The organism is Thalassotalea fonticola (assembly GCF_032911225.1).
GTDB classification, from domain to species: domain Bacteria; phylum Pseudomonadota; class Gammaproteobacteria; order Enterobacterales; family Alteromonadaceae; genus Thalassotalea_A; species Thalassotalea_A fonticola.
The window spans coordinates 849702-869547 of sequence record NZ_CP136600.1; the positions used below are offsets into that span (position 1 = coordinate 849702).

Consider the following 19846-nt stretch of genomic DNA (forward strand, 5'->3'; position numbering starts at 1 on the left):
AGATAATTCACTATTTAATTAAAACCAACTTCAATTGAGTAACAAGATGAAAGATAAAACAAAAATCGTTAATGCTGGTCGTTCAAAAAAATGGACGCAAGGTATCGTTAACCCACCGGTTTACCGTGCATCAACGGTAGTATTTGATTCTGTTGCACAAATGAATAAAGCAATTAAATCACGTCAACAACAAGAGTTGTTTTATGGACGCCGTGGTACGCCAACAACGTTTGCTTTTGCTAATGCGATGAATGATTTAGAAGGCGGTGTTGGTTGTTACGTATACCCATGTGGTACAGCTGCAATTACCGCGGCAATATTAGCGTTTGTAAAATCGGGTGATCATTTATTAATGGTTGATTCTGTGTATGAACCAACCCGAGATTTCTGCGAACAAACGTTAAAAAGCTTTGGTATTGAAGTTAGCTATTATGATCCTCTTATTGGCAAAGGCATAAAAGATTTGATTCAACAAAATACAAAAGTTGTTTTTCTTGAATCACCAGGCTCTATTACCATGGAAATTCAGGATGTGCCGGGCATTTGTGAGGTAGCACACGCTGCCAATTCTGATATAACCGTTATTTTAGATAATACTTGGGCATCACCAATTCATTTTCAGCCGTTTGACCATGGTGTTGATGTTTCTGTGCAAGCGGCAACTAAATACGTAGGAGGGCACTCAGACGTAATGTTAGGCACCGCTACTGCAAATGAAAAGAGTTGGCCAGTGCTTCGAGAAAAGTCGTATTTACTTGGCCAATGTGCATCTCCTGATGACATTACTTTAGCGTTAAGAGGCATAAGAACGTTAGATATTAGGCTTAAACAGCATGAACAAAATGCGTTAAAGGTCGCTAAGTGGCTACAAGGTCGAAAAGAAGTAGACACGTTATTTCATCCTGCGTTTGAGTCGTGTCCAGGACATGAGTTTTTCAAACGAGACTTTGTTGGTGGAAATGGTTTGTTTTCATTCTCTTTAAAACAAAGTAGTCCACAGGCGTTAACAGAATTTTTAGATGGTATGACTCACTTTAAAATGGGCTTTTCATGGGGCGGTTTTGAAAGTTTAGTTATGGCTTACAGTACAATGAAGAACAGCAGGCCTAACGCCACCGTTGCGCTTGACTCCCCAGTGATCCGATTACATATTGGTTTAGAAGATGTTGATGATTTAATTGACGATTTAGAACGTGGATTTGAACGGTTGAATAAAGCGTTATAGCGAACACCAAACTAGCTAATAGTTTGAGCCATTTATAAGACGAGAAATGCAAATCAGCAAGTATATATGTAGGTTTGCATTAAACTCTTTAAGTTTTTTCATTGATAGTTTTTACTTCCTCCTCCTTACAAATTCTTACTGTATTTAAATAACATCCCTAAAATAGTAAAAATTTCATTTCTATTTTGACTGTAAAATTCTGATAAACATTGGTTTTTTGAATTTCTCTGATACTGTTAATAGTAAGTTTACGTATTTGTTAACGCTAATTAAAAATAAAAACATAGAAAGGGGAGTTTCATGTTCATTAAAACAATTATATTAAGCGCCTTATTAACCGTGAGTTCAGTAGCAGCAGCGGACGATTGGAAATTTGGCATTGGAACAGGATTTTTTGCTTTAAATATTGACGGTGACGTTGGTTTGAATACTGGTGCAGGGCCTGTATTAACACCTCTTGATTTAAGCTCAAGTGATGTCAGTGATCTTATGGAAAGTGCGTTTGGTTTTACGGGTTTTGCAACAAAAGGTAAATGGAAAATCAATTATACCGTTTCACACCTTGAGCTAGAAGGTTCAGAAACGGCTGAACTGGAAAATAGCGGAGAATCAATTGCATCAAAGTTAAACTTTGTTGCTGATGGTTTGGATGTCAATGTGGCTTATCAATTTGACAATGGATTTAGTGCTTATGCTGGGGTTCGCAATACATCGCATGAAATTGAATTTGATCATAGTGGTCCGGTACATGTTATTGATCGAAAGTTAGAAAATGACTGGACTGATGCATATGTTGGGGTAGCTTATGCAATGGCAATTGGAACAGACAAAGCCTGGGTTACTAATATAGATGCTGGAGCTGGTGGCTCTGAAGGCAGTGTTACCATCAATACTGCGCTGGCTTGGCAGTTTTCACCGTCATGGGCAGCGTCTATTTATGCAAAGCATTATTCCGTAGAGTTTGAAGAAGGCAGCATAGGTGATAGTGATTGGTATTTTTACGATTCGGCAGAATTTGGTGCTGGGTTAGGTATTATGTACAGTTGGTAATTTCGTGTATTAGTAAAAAAAACAGCCATTACAGGCTGTTTTTTATTAAGTTTAAAACTAGATTAATTTTTATCGTAACCTTTGAACTCTTCACCCGGTTGAATGTTTCGATACACCGCCATGCTCTTTTTAAGATCAACAATCTTCTTCATAATTGGTTCCATTACCCAACCGTGTACATAGCCCTGATTTCCCCATAACTCATAAGCTTCTTTGGGATCATTTTTAATGTCAAAAAGTTGTGGGAAGGTAAATTTAGTTACCGCCACTGAATGCGTTGATTCTGTTGCCATAAAGTGCATTTTCATATTGCGCCACTTGATGGCAAACAAATCATCACCAACAAAAACGATAAAATGATCGCGATTAGACTTCTCTTGCTTGCCAAGGAAGAAATCTTTTTGATTTACACCATCAATTGGGCGATCCTTAGGTACCAGGTTATCCGCACCTGCAAAACTCGCAATTGTGGTGTACATATCAATATCACCTACGATTTCATCTGACACTCGACCAGCCTTAATTTTATTTGGGTATCTGATCATCGCAGGAGTGCGTAACCCACCCTCGTATGCAGTACTCAATCCACCACGCCAAGGGCCATTAGAACCACCGCCACCGTCTTCACCTGCGGCTAGAGCACTTGTTTGGGGGAAATTGCCCGCGCCATTGTCACCGGTAAGGATAACTACAGTGTTATCAGCAATTCCTGCCTCATCGATAGCTTCTAAAACTTTACCTATATTGTGATCTACTTCCATTTGCGTATCGGCGTAAATGCCAGCTTTAGATGCGTTTTTAAAATCTGGGTGCACGGTGAAGGGCGGATGAAAATGCGTAAAAGCAATATAACTATAAAAAGGTTTGTCTGTTTTAGCTTGTGTTTTTATATTTTCAATCGCTCTTTTGGTTACTTCATTATCCAGCGTGATTTTTGCTTCTATATCGAATATTTTAACTTTTTTAGCATCTTTATCTTTTACCCCTTCATAAATATAAGGCGTAGTTGCAACAGTCGGATCCCATTGTGGCGTAGCTGTATATCCTGCAGCATTGGTGCCTTCCTGGGTTCCCCAAAAATAATCATAACCTTGATAATTAGGAAGTTTTTTAATGTTTGCACCAACATGCCATTTACCAAAAAGAGTTGTGTGATAGCCAGCATCAGAGAGTAATTCGGGTAATGTATACTCCCAATATGCTAATCCATCAGGCTCGCCAGGTGCGGGAACTTTTTGGTTGCCACTACGAATTGGTAGTCTGCCTGTGTGTAAAGCTGAACGAGTAGGGGTACATTGGTTTTGAACATTAAAATTAGTGAGTCGTAGTCCTTGATTCGCAAATTTATCAATACTTGGTGTTTCGATGGTACTACCTTGAATGCTTAAGTCTCCCCACCCCCAATTATCAACTAAGATATAGACAATGTTGGGTTTATTTTCTGCAATCACACTAAAAGATGATAGAAAGAGACTTGAAACTAATATTCGCTTAAAAAAGTTCATTCATTTATTTTCCTATACTATTGAATTCAGTAGAGCTTGTTGAAATACGGAGAATATAATTAGTTAAGTATTGAACAATATTTAAGGTTTTGCTTAAAATTAAAGCTAACTTGCTGAATTAGTAGACAGAACTAGACTATTTATAACAAGTATTTTGTATCTATATGTTAAAAGCCCTTAAAATTTTGCGTAACCTTGCTATGATGCAAAACGTTAAAATTTCTGATTTTACTTATAATACCCGGCGACATAAAATAATGATCACTCACCATATATTTATGTCGTTTGGTATCACAACGGAGCGTTATGAATAACCAAGAAAATTTTATTGCCAGCTTTTTTAAACTTGAATCAGCAGGTGGCATCATTTTGATGATGGCAGCGGTGCTTGCCATGATCAGTGCAAATACTTCATTAGATCATTACTACAACCTTTTTTTAGATACCCCGGTCGAAGTTAGAGTTGGCCCTTTAGAAGTGGCTAAACCATTATTATTATGGATAAATGATGGTTTAATGGCGGTATTCTTCTTTTTAGTCGGCTTAGAATTAAAACGTGAATTAATAGAAGGCGAACTCGCCGATAAACGCAATATTATACTGCCTGGTGTAGGAGCTATTGGTGGTATGCTCATTCCTGCCTTAGTGTATGTATATTTCAATTATGACGACCCAGAAGCGATAAATGGCTGGGCCATTCCTGCGGCTACTGATATTGCCTTTGCTTTAGGTGTTTTAACCTTACTTGGCTCTCGTGTGCCGACGTCAGTAAAAATATTTTTAACCTCTCTGGCTATCTTCGATGATATTGGCGCTATTATCATCATTGCTTGTTTTTATACTGACGATATTTCACTTACTAGTTTGATCATTGTTGCCTGTTGTCTTCCTATTTTATATCTATTAAATCGTAATAAAGTTGAAGCGAGAAGCTTGTACATGGTGATCGGTTTAATCATGTGGGTTGCCATGCTTAAATCTGGTGTGCATGCCACATTATCGGGTGTGTTAGTGGCGTTGTTTATTCCTTTGCGTTCAGAAACAAACCCTGATTATTCTCCACTAAAAAGTTTAGAACATGATTTACACTCAGTTGTGGCGTTTATCGTTTTGCCGGTTTTTGCTTTTGCTAATGCTGGAATAAGTCTAAAGGGAGTTGGCATTGAAGATGTAATGCACAGTGTTCCGGTTGGTATTGCATTAGGTTTATTAATTGGTAAACAAGTAGGGGTGTTCGGTTTTTGTTGGCTGGCAATTAAACTTAAATTTACTGAACTTCCATCGGGTATGAATTGGAAGACTCTTTACGGCACGGCCGCGCTGTGTGGTATTGGCTTTACTATGAGTTTATTTATTGGTTCGTTAACGTTTGAAGCAACAGGTTTGGATAAATTGTTTGATGAACGTTTAGGTATTATTGTTGGCTCATTAATCTCAGGTATCATTGGGTTTATAGTATTAAAGTTCTCATTACCTAAAACAGCGCAAGCAGAATAGTTTTATTGAATAGAAAAATTTAATAGGCCAGCATAACGCTGGCCTTTTTATTTGCTTTAAACTGTACTCTTTAACGTGTTTACAGCAATCAATAATTCAGATTTTGGTTGGTCTGAATTTACTCTTTACCCATTAACTTAAACAATTTCTCGGCAATTTCAATGTTATCTTGAAAACCATAAAACTGCTCTTTGCCTTGTCCAACGGCATAAACAGGCACATCAATCCCCGTATGACCACCACTTGTCCAACCACTGTTTGTACGTAGATCAATGATATCTTTTATTGCTTTATAATATCTTTTAACTAATGCATTTTCGGCTTGTTTGACGGTTAATTTTTGTTGGCTTGCTGCTAATGTTTGCTCTAAATTAATCACATTAAATTGCAAAATCTCTTCTTCACTAATAGAGAAGCCTAACAGTTCAGAAATTTGTTGATCGCTAATTTTGTTCTTCGCGAGTAGCTTGGCTATTTTATTAGGGGATTTTTTTAATAACTGAATAAAATGAGGCTGCCACTGGTAAACACCTTTGGCGCCAATACTAAAACCACCGGTGTTATGATCAGCCGTTAACACCACCAAAGTATCAGGGTTTTGTTTTACATAATTATTTAAAAATACCATAGTTGCCGATAAATCATTCATTTCACCCATAGCATATGCAATATCATTGCTGTGCCCGCCCCAATCTATTTGGCTAGCTTCAACCAGTAGAAAAAAACCTTTATCATTTTCTAGTTGTTTAATAGCTGTTTGGGTTAATGTTTTAAGACGAAATTTATCTTTGCTATCAAGCGCCGAAGGTAGGGCATTATCGGCAAACAAACCAAGAACTGGTTTATTAGGATCTAGCGTAGTTAATTGACTCAACTCATTTATGTATTGATATCCAGCAGCAACAAACTCATCTTTTAGGTTTCTATCATCCCTAATAAAATATTTAGTGCCGCCGCCAAGCATTACATCGGCTTTAAATTTACCATCTACTTTTAGGTCAAAGTAGTTATCGGCAATAGCATTATAATTGCCGCGTTTTTCATTTTTAGCAATGTATGACGCCGGTGTGGCATGAACAATTTGCGAGGTTACCGCGATACCGGTTCTTTTGTTTAATGATTTAGCCCATTCAAGTACGGTTAACTGCGCTTGCTTTTGTTGATCGATACCGATCGCGCCATTATAGGTTTTAACCCCAGCAGCCAGCGCCGTTGCACTTGCCGCCGAATCGGTGACGAAAAAATTATTCTTTTTAACACCACTAGCTAATGCTGCAGCACTGGCGTCAGATGTTGAAATATAGCCTGATTCAGATGCCGGATAGGTACTTGCAGCGCCGACTAAGAGTTGATCAAATATAGTCCGCTCTACTAATGGGGTGCTTGGATCATCATGATAATAACGAAATGCAGTAGGGTACGCAGGGCCCATGCCATCGGCTACAACCATAATGATATTTTTAGGTTGGGTTTCGTTAATCGTTTGAACATTGCCTTGAGTGCTACACGCACTTAAAAGTAATGATGAAAAGCTTAAAGTCAATAAGCTTGGAAATGATTTAAAATTCACTACAACATCCTGAAAAATTTAAATTTTTAAGATGGATGATACTAGCATGGTTTACTACCAGGTTAAATGCCTGCTCTTTATAAATTTAAAATAGCCTGTATTGGCTGTTAAAACAATTCTTGATTGTCCCAATCAAGTACTTTGAAGTGTTGACGGAAAATATATTTGAAAACACATTTCCGTCTATATGTACTTATTCGCCTTTGGTGAGAGTTTGCTAGTATCATCAAAGCGAATAATAAAAGTAGATTTGAGCCATTAATAACCTGATGTTACGTTAGTTTTACCATCGCCAAGAGTTGCCAATAAATTACTTAATAAGCCACTTGCACCAAACCTGAAGGTATTTGCTGTTACCCAATTATTTCCTAATATGCCTGTTGCCAAATCAATATAAACTTTTGCATCTTCGACAGTGCGCACACCACCAGCGGCTTTAAAGCCAACACTGGTGTTAAGTTCTTTAATTACCTGTAACATTAATTTAGCCGCATGAGGTGTAGCGTTCACCGGCACTTTACCCGTAGATGTTTTAATAAAGTCGGCCCCCGCATTAATTGAAATTTCACTCGCTTTAATGATTAATTCATCTGTAGCTAATACACCCGACTCGATGATAACTTTCAATAACACATTGTCAGGGCAGGCTGCTTTACAGGCTTTAACTAAATCAAAGCCAACGCTTTCGTTTCCGCTCATCAATGCTTTATATGGAAACACAACATCTACTTCATCTGCGCCATAAGCAACCGCCGCTTTGGTTTCAGCAACGGCGATGTCAATGTCATCATTACCGTGCGGAAAGTTTGTTACTGTGGCAATTAAAATACCACTGTCTTTTAATAGTTTTTTTGCTGCTGGAATAAATCTAGGGAAAATACAAATTGCCGCGGTATTTCCTGCGCTTGATTTTGCTTGTGCACAAAGCTTGGCAACAATGTCATCAGTATCATTGTCATTTAACGTGGTTAGATCCATATAGCTTATTGCTTGTTTGGCAACTGCGTTCATATTTTCAGTCGTCATATTTACCTCAAAAATTTAAAAAGCCCGCAATTGACATGCGGGCTGGTAGAATTATCTATGCTAAAGAAATGAATACACCAGCGATTGCGGCGCTCATTAGGTTGGCAAGTGTTGCTGCAAACACCGCTTTCATGCCAAGTTGAGCAATATCATGACGACGTGATGGCGCTAGTGAGCCGATGCCGCCAAGTAGTATTGCAATTGAAGAAAGATTGGCAAATCCACACAGGGCAAAAGTTATTATTGCTTGTGTGCCTGCACTTAGTGACTCTTTAGATTGAATGAAATCGATATAGGCGACAAATTCGTTCACAACCACTTTTTGTCCCAAGAAGCTGCCTGCTTTAAACGCTTCTTCCCACGGCACACCAAGCATATAGGCCACCGGTTGAAATAAATACCCTAAAATCACTTGCAAGGTTAAGTCATTAACTCCGATCCATTCGCCAACACCACCAATAATACCATTTAAAAGCGCGATTAAAGCCACGAATGCCATCAACATTGCACCAACATTGAGGGCAAGCATCATACCCTTTGCAGCACCTTCAGCTGCTGCGTCTATAACATTGACGGCATCTTTTTCTTTGCCTTCATCAGGCACGTCATCTATGTCATTTTTAGGTACTTCTGTTTCTGGCATAATAAACTTTGCCATTAACAAGCCACCAGGGGCGGCCATGAAGCTTGCCGCAATTAAGTACTTAAGCTCTACACCTAAGCCGGCATAGCCAGCTAAAGTTGCCCCTGCAACTGACGCTAAACCACCAACCATAACCGCGAATAGTTCTGAACGAGTCATGGTTGGTAAAAATGGACGTACTACCAGAGGTGCTTCTGTTTGTCCGACAAAAATATTTGCAGTGGCTGACAATGATTCTGGATCGGATGTTTTTAACAATTTTGCTAACCCACCGCCAAGAAATTTAACCACTTTATCCATTATTCCTAAGTAATACAGGACGGCGATAAGCGATGAGAAAAAAACAATTACCGGTAAAACTCTGATCGCAAAAACAAATCCAATCCCACCCGGGCCAAAGGCAATGTCATTACCTAAATTACCGAATAAAAACCCTATACCATCCCCAGCATAATTTATTACGTTCTGAACTTTTGTAGAAAGCCATTCAAGGGCGTTACTTCCTGCATCACTATAGAGGACTAGGGCAGCAAAGAATATTTGGATAGCAAATGCCCCGCCAACGGTGCGCCAGTTTATGCTTTTTTTATGTGAACTTGCTAAATAAGCAACACCTAGGATCAATAAAATCCCAATCACACCGCGTAAAGTATCAAAATCCATCAATTCACCTATGGGTTAGTAAAATTATTTTTTTAAGAATTCGCTAGTTCGCGAACTTTAGCTTTTATTAATTCAAGGGCCATTCTATTACGACCCCCTTTAGTTATTACAATATCTGCATGTTCTCGCGAAGGTTCGATATAGCGATAGTACATAGGACGAACAGTATCTTGGTATTGGTTTGTCACTGAATCTAAATCTCTGCCGCGTTCTTCAAGGTCGCGTTTTATGCGACGAATTAAACAAATATCTAGTGGTGTATCCATAAAAATATTTATATCAAATCGTTTGCGCAGCGCTTTATCCGTTAATAATAAAATACCTTCAACGAGTATTACTTTTGCGGGATTAATAACTTCAACTTCATCACTGCGAGTATGCTCAGTATAACTGTATACAGGTACATTAATAGGCTGGCCTTGGCTCAGTTCTAACAAATGCTGAGCAAGAAGTTCATGTTCAAATGCTTTTGGGTGATCATAATTAGTTTTGATACGTTCTGCAAAGGGTAAGTGATCTTGACAGCGGTAATATGAATCTTCTTTGATGATAGTCATACTGTCAGCGCCTAGTTCATCAACTAGTTCGTCATAAATTGTTTGCGCAAATAATGACTTTCCTGATGCAGAGGCACCAACAACAGCAATGATTGTTAGGTTATTAATTGGCAATTATGTTCCTAAAAAATCTAAACTTGTAAATAGTATTAACTATTTTCCATTAAAAACTAGTTAATGTTAAGAAATTATTGATTTAAGTACAATTAAACAAATGAATGTATAATATAACTACAAAATTTAATCTAATGTCTAAAGATTATTGTAAGTTATTAAAAAGGTAGAAGTATATGGCAAGAGCTTTAGTGTTGGTAATTGATAGTTTTGGTTTGGGTGAAGCCCCTGATGCGGATAAATTTGGTGATGTTGGCGCTAATACCTTTGCTAATCTGGCTGAAGCTTTTCATCATGAAACCGGAAGAAAACTTGATTTACCACGATTATCTGCAATGGGCTTAGTACATGCGGCAACTATGGCGGGTAAAAAGTCCCCCGCAGTCAATGGAGGAGTCCCGCAAAGTGGAGCATTTGGTTATGCCGCAGAAATAAGCTCCGGTAAAGATACGCCAAGTGGACATTGGGAAATGATGGGCGTACCGGTATTATTTGACTGGGGTTACTTTACTAACAAAGCTGAATCTTTTCCTAGTGACTTACTGGCTAAAATTTATCAAAAAACAGGTATCGAAGGTTGTTTAGGAAATTGCCATGCATCAGGTACAACGATAATTGCTGAATTGGGTGAACAGCACATGCAAACAGGTATGCCTATTTGTTATACCTCAGCCGACAGCGTATTTCAGGTTGCCGCGCATGAAGAATCGTTCGGTTTAGATAATTTAAATAAATACTGTGAACAAGTAAGGGAGTTATTAACCGAGCTTAATTTAAATATTGGCCGAGTTATTGCCCGACCATTTATTGGCACATGTGCGAATGATTTTGAACGTACCGGCAACCGCAGAGATTATTCAATTTTACCGCCTGCGCCAACCATGCTTGATAAGCTAGTTGAAAGTGGTGGCAAAGTGATAAGCATAGGTAAAATTGCTGATATTTATGCGCATCAGGGGATATCTGAAGGTTTTAAAGCAACAGGACTTACAGCGTTAATCGATACGAGCATACAGCAGTTAAGTTGTCAGCCCGACAACAGTTTAATATTTACCAACCTGGTTAACTTTGATCAAGACTATGGTCATCGCCGTGACCCTGTTGGTTACGGTAAAGCATTAGAGTATTTAGATGAGCGTTTAGAAGATATTATTCAAGCTCTGCATGAAGATGATTTCTTAGTGTTAACTGCGGATCATGGCTGCGATCCAACCTGGCATGGTAATGATCATACCCGTGAATATGTGCCAGTAATCTTCTATCAAAAAGGCCTGCCAGCCATTGATTTAGGAGAGCGTGATACCTTTGCCGATATAGGTGCAACGCTCGCTGATATTTTTAAAATTTCGCCGTTAGAGTACGGAAAATCGTTTAAACAGCAGTTAAAAGCCGGCTAAGTGAAAAGTTGTAAAATACCCGGTTACAAAAATAAACGGGTGTTTTACATATCATTACATTTTAAATTCATCTATAATTCCCCTTGTAAAATTTTGTTGTATTTACTTACATTAAAAAAATAAATAAAACTTAAATCGTTTTGCTGTTTACCAAAAGATGATTAAAAAATCACTGCGTAAGCACAGGGAGAAAACATGAAAACCTTCAAAAAGCATGCTCTGACTATGAGCATTCAAGGGGCCTTACTATCTGTAATGGCAACAATGTCACCAACCTTACTTGCTGCTGAAGAAGCAGAATCTGAAGTAACTATAGACACCAGTAAATTGGAAGTTATAGAAGTTACTGCTCGTAAACGTGTCGAAACTGTAAAAGACGTTCCTGCAACAGTAACTGCAATTTCTGCTGACAGTCTAAAAGATTATCTAGGTGCAGGTGAAAACATCCGTGCATTAGCCGGTCGAGTACCTAGTTTACAAGTGGAATCTTCTAATGGTAGACAATCCCCAAGATTCTACATTCGTGGTTTAGGGAACACCGATTTTGATGTAAATGCAAACCAACCTGTATCAATGGTCCTTGATGAAGTTGTATTAGAAAATCCAATCCTTAAGGGCGTTCCGTTATTTGATATTCAACGTGTTGAAGTTCTTAATGGTCCTCAAGGTACTATGTTTGGTCGTAATACCACTGCTGGTATCGTAAAAATTGAAACAGTGGCTCCTTCATTTGATAATGAAGGCTATGTACGTTCCGGTTACGGCAGTCGTGAGACCTTCTTTGTAGAAGGTGCTGTTAATGCGGAAATTTCTGATAAATGGGCAACGCGTGTTTCTCTTAAATATCAAGAACGCGGCACTTGGATAGATAATCCGGTTAGAAATGAAGAAGTTGGCGGCTATGAAGAACTAGCTTATCGTATTCAATTTTTATATGACAATGGCAACGACACCAGAGCGTTATTTAAATTGCATGGTTTCGATCAAGATGGTGATATGCCGCAAGTATTCTATGGTAATGCAATTGAAGTTGGTAAAGAGGGCCTAAGAAAGGGCTTTGATGAAGAAACCATTTATCATGATAGCCCGTCAGGATTTGATATGGACCATGTTGGCGGAAGTTTTAAATTTGAACACGACTTTGATTCTTTCGAATTTGTTTCTGTTACAGGTTACGATACTTTAGAAAGTTGGAGTTATGCGGATATAGATGGCGCTGAAACAGATTTCTCAGGTATTCCTAACCAATTAGGCAAACAACTTTGGTTTAATGTTGCATCAGGTGATGGTTTATCTGACCACTCACAGTTCACTCAAGAGTTTAGAATTTCTGGTGAATTTGGCAAATTTTATTATCAAACAGGTGTGTTTTTCTTTGAAGAAGATTATACCGTTGATAATAAAGACCTTGATGTTACTGGAGCAACGACGAATTTTTACCAAATCGATCAATTAACTACATCACAAGCTCTTTTCGGTCAACTTGAATATAAACCAACAGATGCTTGGGCCTTTAACTTAGGTTTACGTTACACTGCAGATGATAAAGAACTTGATATTAGAAGTATTGATTTAAATAATGGTAGTAGTACTACTACGTTTGAAATTGATAAAGATGACAGTTATGTTAACTGGGATTTGGCCGCACGTTATACTTTTAATGATGACTTAACTGGTTTCGCTCGTGTTGGTAATGCATCTCGTGGCCCTGTAACTATCGGACGTTTTGGCTTCCCTAGTGAAGCTGAAACAGAAACGTTAACTTCTTATGAAGTAGGTTTGAAAGCTGATTTATTTGATGGTAATGCCCGTTGGAACATTACTGCTTATACATATGATATTGAAGATCAGCAATTAACCGCAACAGGTGGTGAAGCTAATACGAACTCTTTATTGAATGCGGATAACACCTATGGAGCTGGTGTTGAAACAACATTTGAAGCAATCCTTACCGATAATTTACGCACTTCTATCAACTTAAGTTATAACGAAACAGAAATTCAAGATAGTGAGTTAAAGGCAGAACGCTGTGCTTCTACTCCTACATGTAATAGTTCAGATGAAGTAGCAAATGTTGTTGACGGTCCCTTTGGTCCTGTTACTACAGTTTACATTGACGGCAATCCATTGCCAAGAGCACCAGAATGGCTTGCTAATATTAATTTGAGCTATGAATACCCAATTGAAGCTGGTTATTTATACATGCAAACTGATTGGAATTACCGTAGTGAGTCAAACATCTTTTTATATAATTCAACCGAATTTGTTGCTGAAGAACGTTGGATTGGTGGGGTAAGAGCTGGTTTTAAAACAGATGATGATTTAGATATTGCTATTGTTGGTCGAAACATTACCGATGAAGTGGTTGTTGATGGCGGGTTAGACTTTTTGAATCTAACTGCATTTGTTAATGAACCACAATTCTGGGGTGTTGAAGTACAGTACGCATTCTAATTTTAATGTCGTAAAGATATAATAAAAATGGCACTCAATGAGTGCCATTTTTTATAGGATTATGGTTCTAAACCTTCTAGTCTTGCAGTAACACAGACTCTAACGCTATTTCCATCATGTCTCTAAATGATGTTTGTCGATCGTTTGCCGATAAACTTTCACCACGCTTTATATGATCGCTCACCGTTAAAATACACAAAGCTTTTTTACCATATTCTGCGGCAACGCCATAAAGACCTGCAGCTTCCATTTCAACACCTAAAATTCCGAGTTTGGCCATAGTGTCAAAAAATTCAAACTCAGGGGTATAGAACAAATCAGCGGTAAATATATTTCCGACTTTAATTGGCTTATTTAAGTTCGACGCGGCATCTACCGCATTTTTCATTAAACCAAAATCAGCAATTGCGGCAAAATCATGATTTTTAAAGCGCATGCGATTTACTTTTGAATCCGTACTTGCGCCCATACCAACAATTACATCCATCATGTTAACGTCATCTAATACTGCGCCACAGCTACCAATACGAATAATATTTTCAACACCGTAATCTTTATAAAGTTCTGTGGCATAAATGGATATAGAAGGAATACCCATACCAGAGCCCATTACCGAAATACGCTTGCCTTTGTATGTACCGGTATAACCGAAGATATTACGAACAGTATTGAAGCATACGGCATCTTCTAAAAATGTTTCTGCAATTAATTTTGCTCTTAAAGGGTCACCTGGCATTAATACTGTTTCAGCTATATCGCCGACGTTAGCTTCTATATGTGGAGTTGCCATATTGAATAATTCCTGCTTATAAGTTTTTGTAAGTTATATTTTAGCTGACTTTTCAGTCAGTAAAGTTTGTTTTTCAGAATCACTGATAAACGCAGCATTTAACGCGTTTAATTGGATATCTTCTAATTGTTGGCTCGTTAAGCCCAGTTGTTGCTTAGCAACTTTGTATTCATGTTTAAGTTCGATACCTTCAACAGCCGGATCGTCAGTGTTTAAACAAACCTTAACGCCATGTTCTAAGAACGTATGGATAGGGTGCTCACTTATGCTGTTAATTGTTCCTGTTTGGTAGTTAGAGGTTAGGCACGTTTCTAAAGTAATGTTATTAGCAGCTAAGTAATCTAATAGGTGTTTATCTTCATAGCTCTTTACGCCATGGCCGATACGCTGCGCATTCAACAATTTAATGGCTTGCCATACACTTTCAGGGCCGGCTGCTTCGCCAGCATGAATGGTAATATTTAAGCCCGCTTTTGAAACTTGTTTGAATTGTTCGGTGAATAACTCTGCCGGTTGGCCAAGCTCGTCACCGGCCAAATCAATTGCAACAAGAGAGTCTTTGTGGGCTAGCAGTGAGTCAAGTTCATGTTGGCATTTATCCAGGCCAAAAGTACGGCTTAAAATACCAATCAAATTGGCCTTAACATTAAATTCTTTACAGCCTTGTTTTACTCCTTCAACAACAGCGGCTACAACATCTGCCGTTGGCAAGCTGTGCTTCATTGCCATGTAATAAGGTGAAAATCTAAGCTCAGCATAATCTATACCGGCAAGAGATAAATCTTCTACATTCTCATAGGCAACGCGCTGGCAGTCATCAAGACTTGCCAATACATTAACACCCCAATCGAGCTTTTCTAAAAATTCCATTAAATCACTGGCTTTATCTTGAATGCGCACATGAGGAAGAAAATCTTTAAAATGTTCAACAGGTAAGGCAATACCATTTTGCTCTGCTAAATCCCAAACTGTATCTGGACGAATATTACCGTCTAGGTGTCGATGTAAGTCAATAAGGGGAAGTGTGTCATTAACCATTGTCAGGTCCTATGCATAATTTTGTAAAAGTTATTATATAAAAACAAACCATTATAAATATAGATTAGTTTGCTAATTTATTGATGCTTTTATGATTTATTTGAATTAATTGCCTAATTAGAGCATTTGCGGCAATTTATCATTGGCTTGTTTATAAAACACTGTTAGATTGCACTTATACCAACTCCATTAAATAATTGACCAATTTAGAACTATGTAATAGTCGGGAGAACAAGCCAAATTTATTTTATATAGTTATTTCTATATTAAACCAATTTGGCGCAGTTATCGCGGCTATTACAAGTTCCCAAAGGGCGAGTTTAAAAGGCTTATCTACTGCGTTATTGATTTTGACAAGGGAACAACCATTCTCTGTAATCAATGCCTTGTATATAATCCTTTTAATTCTCGCTAAATGATCAATTATTTAATGGACTTGGTATTAATAACCTAACTAAGACAATTACCCGTAAAGAGAATAACATGCTTTATCAAACTGATGACGTTCGTATTAACAAACTTAAAGAACTTTTACCTCCTGTCGCTTTACTCGAGCGCTATCGTATGAATGAAAAAGTTGCGAAAAGTGTTGTTGGTGGTCGCGACGCTATTAGTAACATCTTAAATAATAAAGACGATCGTTTGTTAGTGGTTATTGGCCCATGTTCAATACACGATCCTATTGCGGCGCTTGAATATGGCAGCCGTTTAAACAAATTACGCAATAAATACAAAGACAGCCTTGAAATTGTGATGCGTGTTTATTTTGAAAAACCGCGTACTACGGTGGGCTGGAAAGGGCTAATCAATGACCCTAATTTAGACGGTAGTTTCCAAATCAATGAAGGCTTACGTATTGGTCGTAAATTGCTACTAGAATTAAACGACATGGGCTTACCAACTGCCGGTGAATACTTAGATATGATCACCCCGCAGTATATGGCCGATCTTATGTGTTGGGGAGCAATTGGCGCTCGCACCACAGAATCACAAGTACACCGTGAATTAGCTTCTGGTTTATCTTGTCCTGTTGGCTTTAAAAATGGTACTGATGGCACGATTAAAGTTGCCATAGATGCGATAGGCGCAGCCAGTGCTCCGCATCACTTTTTATCAGTAACTAAACTAGGCCATTCAGCTATTGTTGAAACCAAAGGTAACCCTGATTGTCACATCATTTTACGTGGCGGTAAAAAGCCTAATTATCAAGCGGAAGATGTTAACGCAATTACTGAACAGCTAGAATCGGTAAATTTACCTGCTAAAATTATGGTAGATTTCAGTCATGCCAACTCAAGTAAAAAGTTTGAGAACCAAATGCTTGTTTGTGATGATGTATGTACGCAAATGACCAGCGGTAATGAATCAATCTTTGGTGTAATGGTTGAAAGCCACTTGGTAGAAGGTCGTCAAGATATTGTTGATAATAAAGTTGAAACTTATGGTCAAAGTATCACCGATGCCTGTATTGGCTGGCAAGATACTGAAGTATTATTAGAGAAACTGGCGAAAGCTTCTACTCAACGTATGCAGGGCTAATTATGGTTCTAATTGATAAAAACAGTGTAAAACTTTCTGATGAGCAACGTTATGAATTGTTCATGCAGAATTTAATGAGCGAGCGTCAAACGTGGATCTTAACCGACGAACACGGCGCGGTAATGCTTACTGAAAATGAAGAAGATTACGTGCCATTTTGGCCGACAGAAGAAACTGCTTCATTATGGGCGACTGACGAATGGGACCACTGTCAGCCAAAACTTATCAGCTTTGATGAGCTAAAAGAAAAATGGTTACCGGGTATGGAAGAAGATGATTTATGTTTAATTATTTTCCCAACCACCCAACTAACCGGGCAAGTATTTTACCCTTGGGAATTCAATCAGGTATTAGATAAAAAACTCACAAAATTAGCTCGAAAGAATTAACCTCACGCAACAATAACTTCCCTAAAGGCGCCATTATAGCGCCTTTTAATTAATATCCTTTTTCATTTGATCTAGATCACATTGAGGGTGTTTAATTAAAAGAAAAGCCTCCTATACCCTATAATTTAAAGTGTAATACCGTTTAAATTTTACGGCTAAAAACACCACTGTTCTAAGCAATTTACTTGATTAAATGAAGGAGTATAGTAATGAATAAAGTTTTATATACTGTTGGTATTGACGGTAGTGAATGGAGTTACAGAGCTGTTGAGCGCGCTATACACCTTGCCGAATTTACTGATGCCAGAGTGAAGCTTGTTTATGTTTTGCAATGGCCACACATAACACCCATTAGTGTGGGCGGCGTGGACCCTTTTGTTTTTAACCGTGAAGATGAAGAAAAACGAATTAATGACAAGGTAATAAAGCCATTAATTGCTAAATTTAGTGAAAAAAATATCCCCCTTGAAAGTGAGTTGATTTTTGGTGAGCCAGTGCACGAATTGAGTAAGCAAGTTAAAAATGAACACGCCAATATGCTTTTTCTAGGGCGTAGGGGGCGTTCAGTCTTTGGAGATTTAGTACTCGGTAGTGTTGCCAATAAATTAGCTCATGTTGTTGGTATTCCCGTTGTGCTAGTGCCTTAATTATTATGGTTTTATCAGATTGTTTCTAGCAGTGTATTTTAGGAATATCTTGCCATTGGCTGGTAAATCTTGGCGACATAAACTCGCGTCGCATATGAAATTTCTCTGTGTTCATTGCGCCAAGTTGTAATGTGCCTGAGCCATAGCGGTTATTAATGGCATCAAGGCACTGCATTAATTCAATATTGTTAGTGTCTTTGGCAAATAAATCAGGCTGATAAATATTGGTATCTAATTCTATTGCGCCAACGCCACAACGATAAAATCTAACTCCAGGGTAGTATATTTTTTGCACCGCGGTTGCTACACAGGAGGCAATGTATAAAGTGTTATCGGTTGGTGAAGCAAACTGCACCTGCACAGCGTTTTTGTAATAGTCATCATCGTGCGGAGAGCTTGAAGCAAAGACACTGATACGTTTGATCAGTGATTGTTGCTCACGGACTTTTTTGGCAACAATGTAGGCGTGAAATACTAATGCCGATCTCAACGCATTAAAATCAGTTAGACGCTGGCCAAATGAACGGGTTGAAAATATTTCTTTTTTAGCCTGCTTTACATCATCCCATGACAAACAACTGATACCATTTAATTCGTTAATGGTGCGTTCCACCAACACTGAAAACTGTTTACGCATTTGTTTCGGATTTTGCTTGGCCAAATCAAACGCCGACTTTACCCCAAGCACGTTAAGCTTAGCGCCAAGCTTTGAACCTATCCCCCAAACTTGTTCAACCGTCATGCGTTGCAAAATATCTTTTTTATGAGTATCGGCTATGGCAACGCCATTAAAGCCACTGAGTTTTTTGGCGGCATGATTCGCGGCTTTGGCTAATGTGGGCGTAGAGCCAAAGCCTACACCCACAGGTAAACGAGTTTCTTTCCAAATAGCTTTGCGTATTTGCTGACCATAATCGTGCCAATCATTAATACAGGCATAATTGTTAAAAGACAGAAATGCTTCATCAATCGAGTAGATATGCTGGTTGTCACAAAATCGCGATATAACATTCATCATCTTTTCTGATAAGTCAGCATATAACTCATAATTTGATGAGCGTACGACAACACTGTGCTTTTCTAAAAAATTTTTTACTTGAAAGTAAGGCTTAAATTTAGGAATGCCAAGCTTTCTGGCAATAGGGCAAACAGCACAAATACAACCATCGTTATTGGTTAGCACCACAACCGGACGGTTTCTTATGCTTGGATCAAAAACCTTTTCTGCCGAAGCATAAAAAGATACCGCATCAACTAAAGCATACATGCGATGATTTCTGGCGCTTGCTGATGTAAGCGAATAGAACGGGTAACGACACCTTCAATTTGAAAGTCATCACCACGGGTAATGGTAACAGGCGAGTGTGTTGATGATGCTGAAACTAACCTTGCTTGTACTTTATCGAGAATTTTGCAAACAAAGCAACCATTGTAGTTAGCGACTATCACATCGCCGTTTTTACAATTCAGTGACCGATCAACAATTAAAATATCACCATCATAAATACCTACGCCTTGCATCGAGTCACCACTGGCTTGGCCAATGAAGGTGGCATCGGGATGATTTATCAATAGTTGATCTAATGATAAACCTAGCTCTTTGTATTCTGCTGCAGGAGATTCAAAGCCAGTAATTCCAGCTTCTGCATATATCGGAATTATTTTCATAAGCACCTATACTGTAAATATGTACAGTATAGGTGCTTTGAAGGAAAAAAGAAACAATCTGTTGTTCAATAAGT

17 protein-coding genes are annotated in these 19846 nt (G+C 38.3%); 8 read left to right on the forward strand and 9 right to left on the reverse strand.

Going from position 1 to position 19846, the window contains the following annotated elements:
- The first annotated feature begins 46 nt into the window (after positions 1 to 46).
- A complete protein-coding gene (locus RI844_RS03450; protein WP_348397076.1) occupies positions 47 to 1225 on the forward strand; it encodes a cystathionine beta-lyase in 1179 nt (392 codons plus the stop codon).
- A gap of 300 nt (positions 1226 to 1525) precedes the next feature.
- Positions 1526 to 2275, forward strand: coding sequence for a hypothetical protein (locus RI844_RS03455; protein ID WP_348397077.1), 750 nt, complete (start codon positions 1526 to 1528; stop codon positions 2273 to 2275).
- A 62-nt stretch (positions 2276 to 2337) separates the two neighbouring features.
- On the opposite strand, the gene RI844_RS03460 is transcribed toward RI844_RS03455, so the two are convergent.
- Complete coding sequence (locus RI844_RS03460; RefSeq protein ID WP_348397078.1) at positions 2338 to 3780, reverse strand: sulfatase-like hydrolase/transferase; 1443 nt, start codon at positions 3778 to 3780, stop codon at positions 2338 to 2340.
- A 306-nt stretch (positions 3781 to 4086) separates the two neighbouring features.
- Here RI844_RS03460 and nhaA point away from each other — a divergent pair, with 306 nt between their 5' ends.
- The gene (gene nhaA, locus RI844_RS03465; protein WP_348397079.1) at positions 4087 to 5277 is read left to right on the forward strand and encodes a Na+/H+ antiporter NhaA; all 1191 of its coding nucleotides are present in this window, start codon (positions 4087 to 4089) and stop codon (positions 5275 to 5277) included.
- Between the two features lie 118 nt (positions 5278 to 5395).
- Here nhaA and RI844_RS03470 read toward each other — a convergent pair whose 3' ends face one another.
- The 4 genes from RI844_RS03470 to udk form a co-directional block, all read right to left on the reverse strand.
- Entirely contained in the window at positions 5396 to 6847 is a 1452-nt protein-coding gene (locus RI844_RS03470) for an alkaline phosphatase (protein ID WP_348397080.1), read from the reverse strand.
- Between the two features lie 258 nt (positions 6848 to 7105).
- Positions 7106 to 7873 (reverse strand): deoxyribose-phosphate aldolase, encoded by a 768-nt coding sequence (gene deoC / locus RI844_RS03475; protein ID WP_405054456.1) that lies wholly within the window; start codon positions 7871 to 7873, stop codon positions 7106 to 7108.
- A 55-nt stretch (positions 7874 to 7928) separates the two neighbouring features.
- Positions 7929 to 9179, reverse strand: a complete 1251-nt coding sequence (locus tag RI844_RS03480; RefSeq protein ID WP_348397081.1) for a NupC/NupG family nucleoside CNT transporter — start codon at positions 9177 to 9179, stop codon at positions 7929 to 7931.
- 32 nt (positions 9180 to 9211) lie between these two features.
- The gene (gene udk, locus RI844_RS03485; protein WP_348398310.1) at positions 9212 to 9844 is read right to left on the reverse strand and encodes a uridine kinase; all 633 of its coding nucleotides are present in this window, start codon (positions 9842 to 9844) and stop codon (positions 9212 to 9214) included.
- Positions 9845 to 10026: 182 nt separating this feature from the next.
- Here udk and RI844_RS03490 point away from each other — a divergent pair, with 182 nt between their 5' ends.
- Both RI844_RS03490 and RI844_RS03495 read left to right on the forward strand, forming a co-directional pair.
- On the forward strand, positions 10027 to 11247 hold the full coding sequence (locus RI844_RS03490) for a phosphopentomutase (protein WP_348397082.1): 1221 nt from the start codon (positions 10027 to 10029) through the stop codon (positions 11245 to 11247).
- Between the two features lie 195 nt (positions 11248 to 11442).
- Complete coding sequence (locus tag RI844_RS03495) at positions 11443 to 13701, forward strand: TonB-dependent receptor (RefSeq protein WP_348397083.1); 2259 nt, start codon at positions 11443 to 11445, stop codon at positions 13699 to 13701.
- Between the two features lie 76 nt (positions 13702 to 13777).
- On the opposite strand, the gene deoD is transcribed toward RI844_RS03495, so the two are convergent.
- Together deoD and add are read right to left on the reverse strand one after the other, a co-directional pair.
- Complete coding sequence (gene deoD, locus RI844_RS03500; protein WP_348397084.1) at positions 13778 to 14491, reverse strand: purine-nucleoside phosphorylase; 714 nt, start codon at positions 14489 to 14491, stop codon at positions 13778 to 13780.
- A 33-nt stretch (positions 14492 to 14524) separates the two neighbouring features.
- The gene (gene add / locus RI844_RS03505; protein WP_348397085.1) at positions 14525 to 15529 is read right to left on the reverse strand and encodes an adenosine deaminase; all 1005 of its coding nucleotides are present in this window, start codon (positions 15527 to 15529) and stop codon (positions 14525 to 14527) included.
- A 483-nt stretch (positions 15530 to 16012) separates the two neighbouring features.
- On the opposite strand from add, the gene aroG reads away from it, so the two are divergent.
- The 3 genes from aroG (at position 16013) to RI844_RS03520 (ending at position 18104) form a co-directional block, all read left to right on the forward strand.
- Positions 16013 to 17068 (forward strand): 3-deoxy-7-phosphoheptulonate synthase AroG, encoded by a 1056-nt coding sequence (aroG, locus tag RI844_RS03510; protein WP_348397086.1) that lies wholly within the window; start codon positions 16013 to 16015, stop codon positions 17066 to 17068.
- A gap of 2 nt (positions 17069 to 17070) precedes the next feature.
- Complete coding sequence (locus RI844_RS03515; protein ID WP_348397087.1) at positions 17071 to 17457, forward strand: DUF2750 domain-containing protein; 387 nt, start codon at positions 17071 to 17073, stop codon at positions 17455 to 17457.
- A 209-nt stretch (positions 17458 to 17666) separates the two neighbouring features.
- On the forward strand, positions 17667 to 18104 hold the full coding sequence (locus tag RI844_RS03520; protein ID WP_348397088.1) for a universal stress protein: 438 nt from the start codon (positions 17667 to 17669) through the stop codon (positions 18102 to 18104).
- 25 nt (positions 18105 to 18129) lie between these two features.
- On the opposite strand, the gene RI844_RS03525 is transcribed toward RI844_RS03520, so the two are convergent.
- Both RI844_RS03525 and RI844_RS03530 read right to left on the reverse strand, forming a co-directional pair.
- Entirely contained in the window at positions 18130 to 19371 is a 1242-nt protein-coding gene (locus RI844_RS03525; RefSeq protein ID WP_348397089.1) for a Y-family DNA polymerase, read from the reverse strand.
- Positions 19359 to 19772, reverse strand: a complete 414-nt coding sequence (locus RI844_RS03530; RefSeq protein ID WP_348397090.1) for a LexA family protein — start codon at positions 19770 to 19772, stop codon at positions 19359 to 19361. Before RI844_RS03530 ends, RI844_RS03525 begins: the two co-directional genes overlap by 13 nt.
- Positions 19773 to 19846 lie beyond the last annotated feature (74 nt).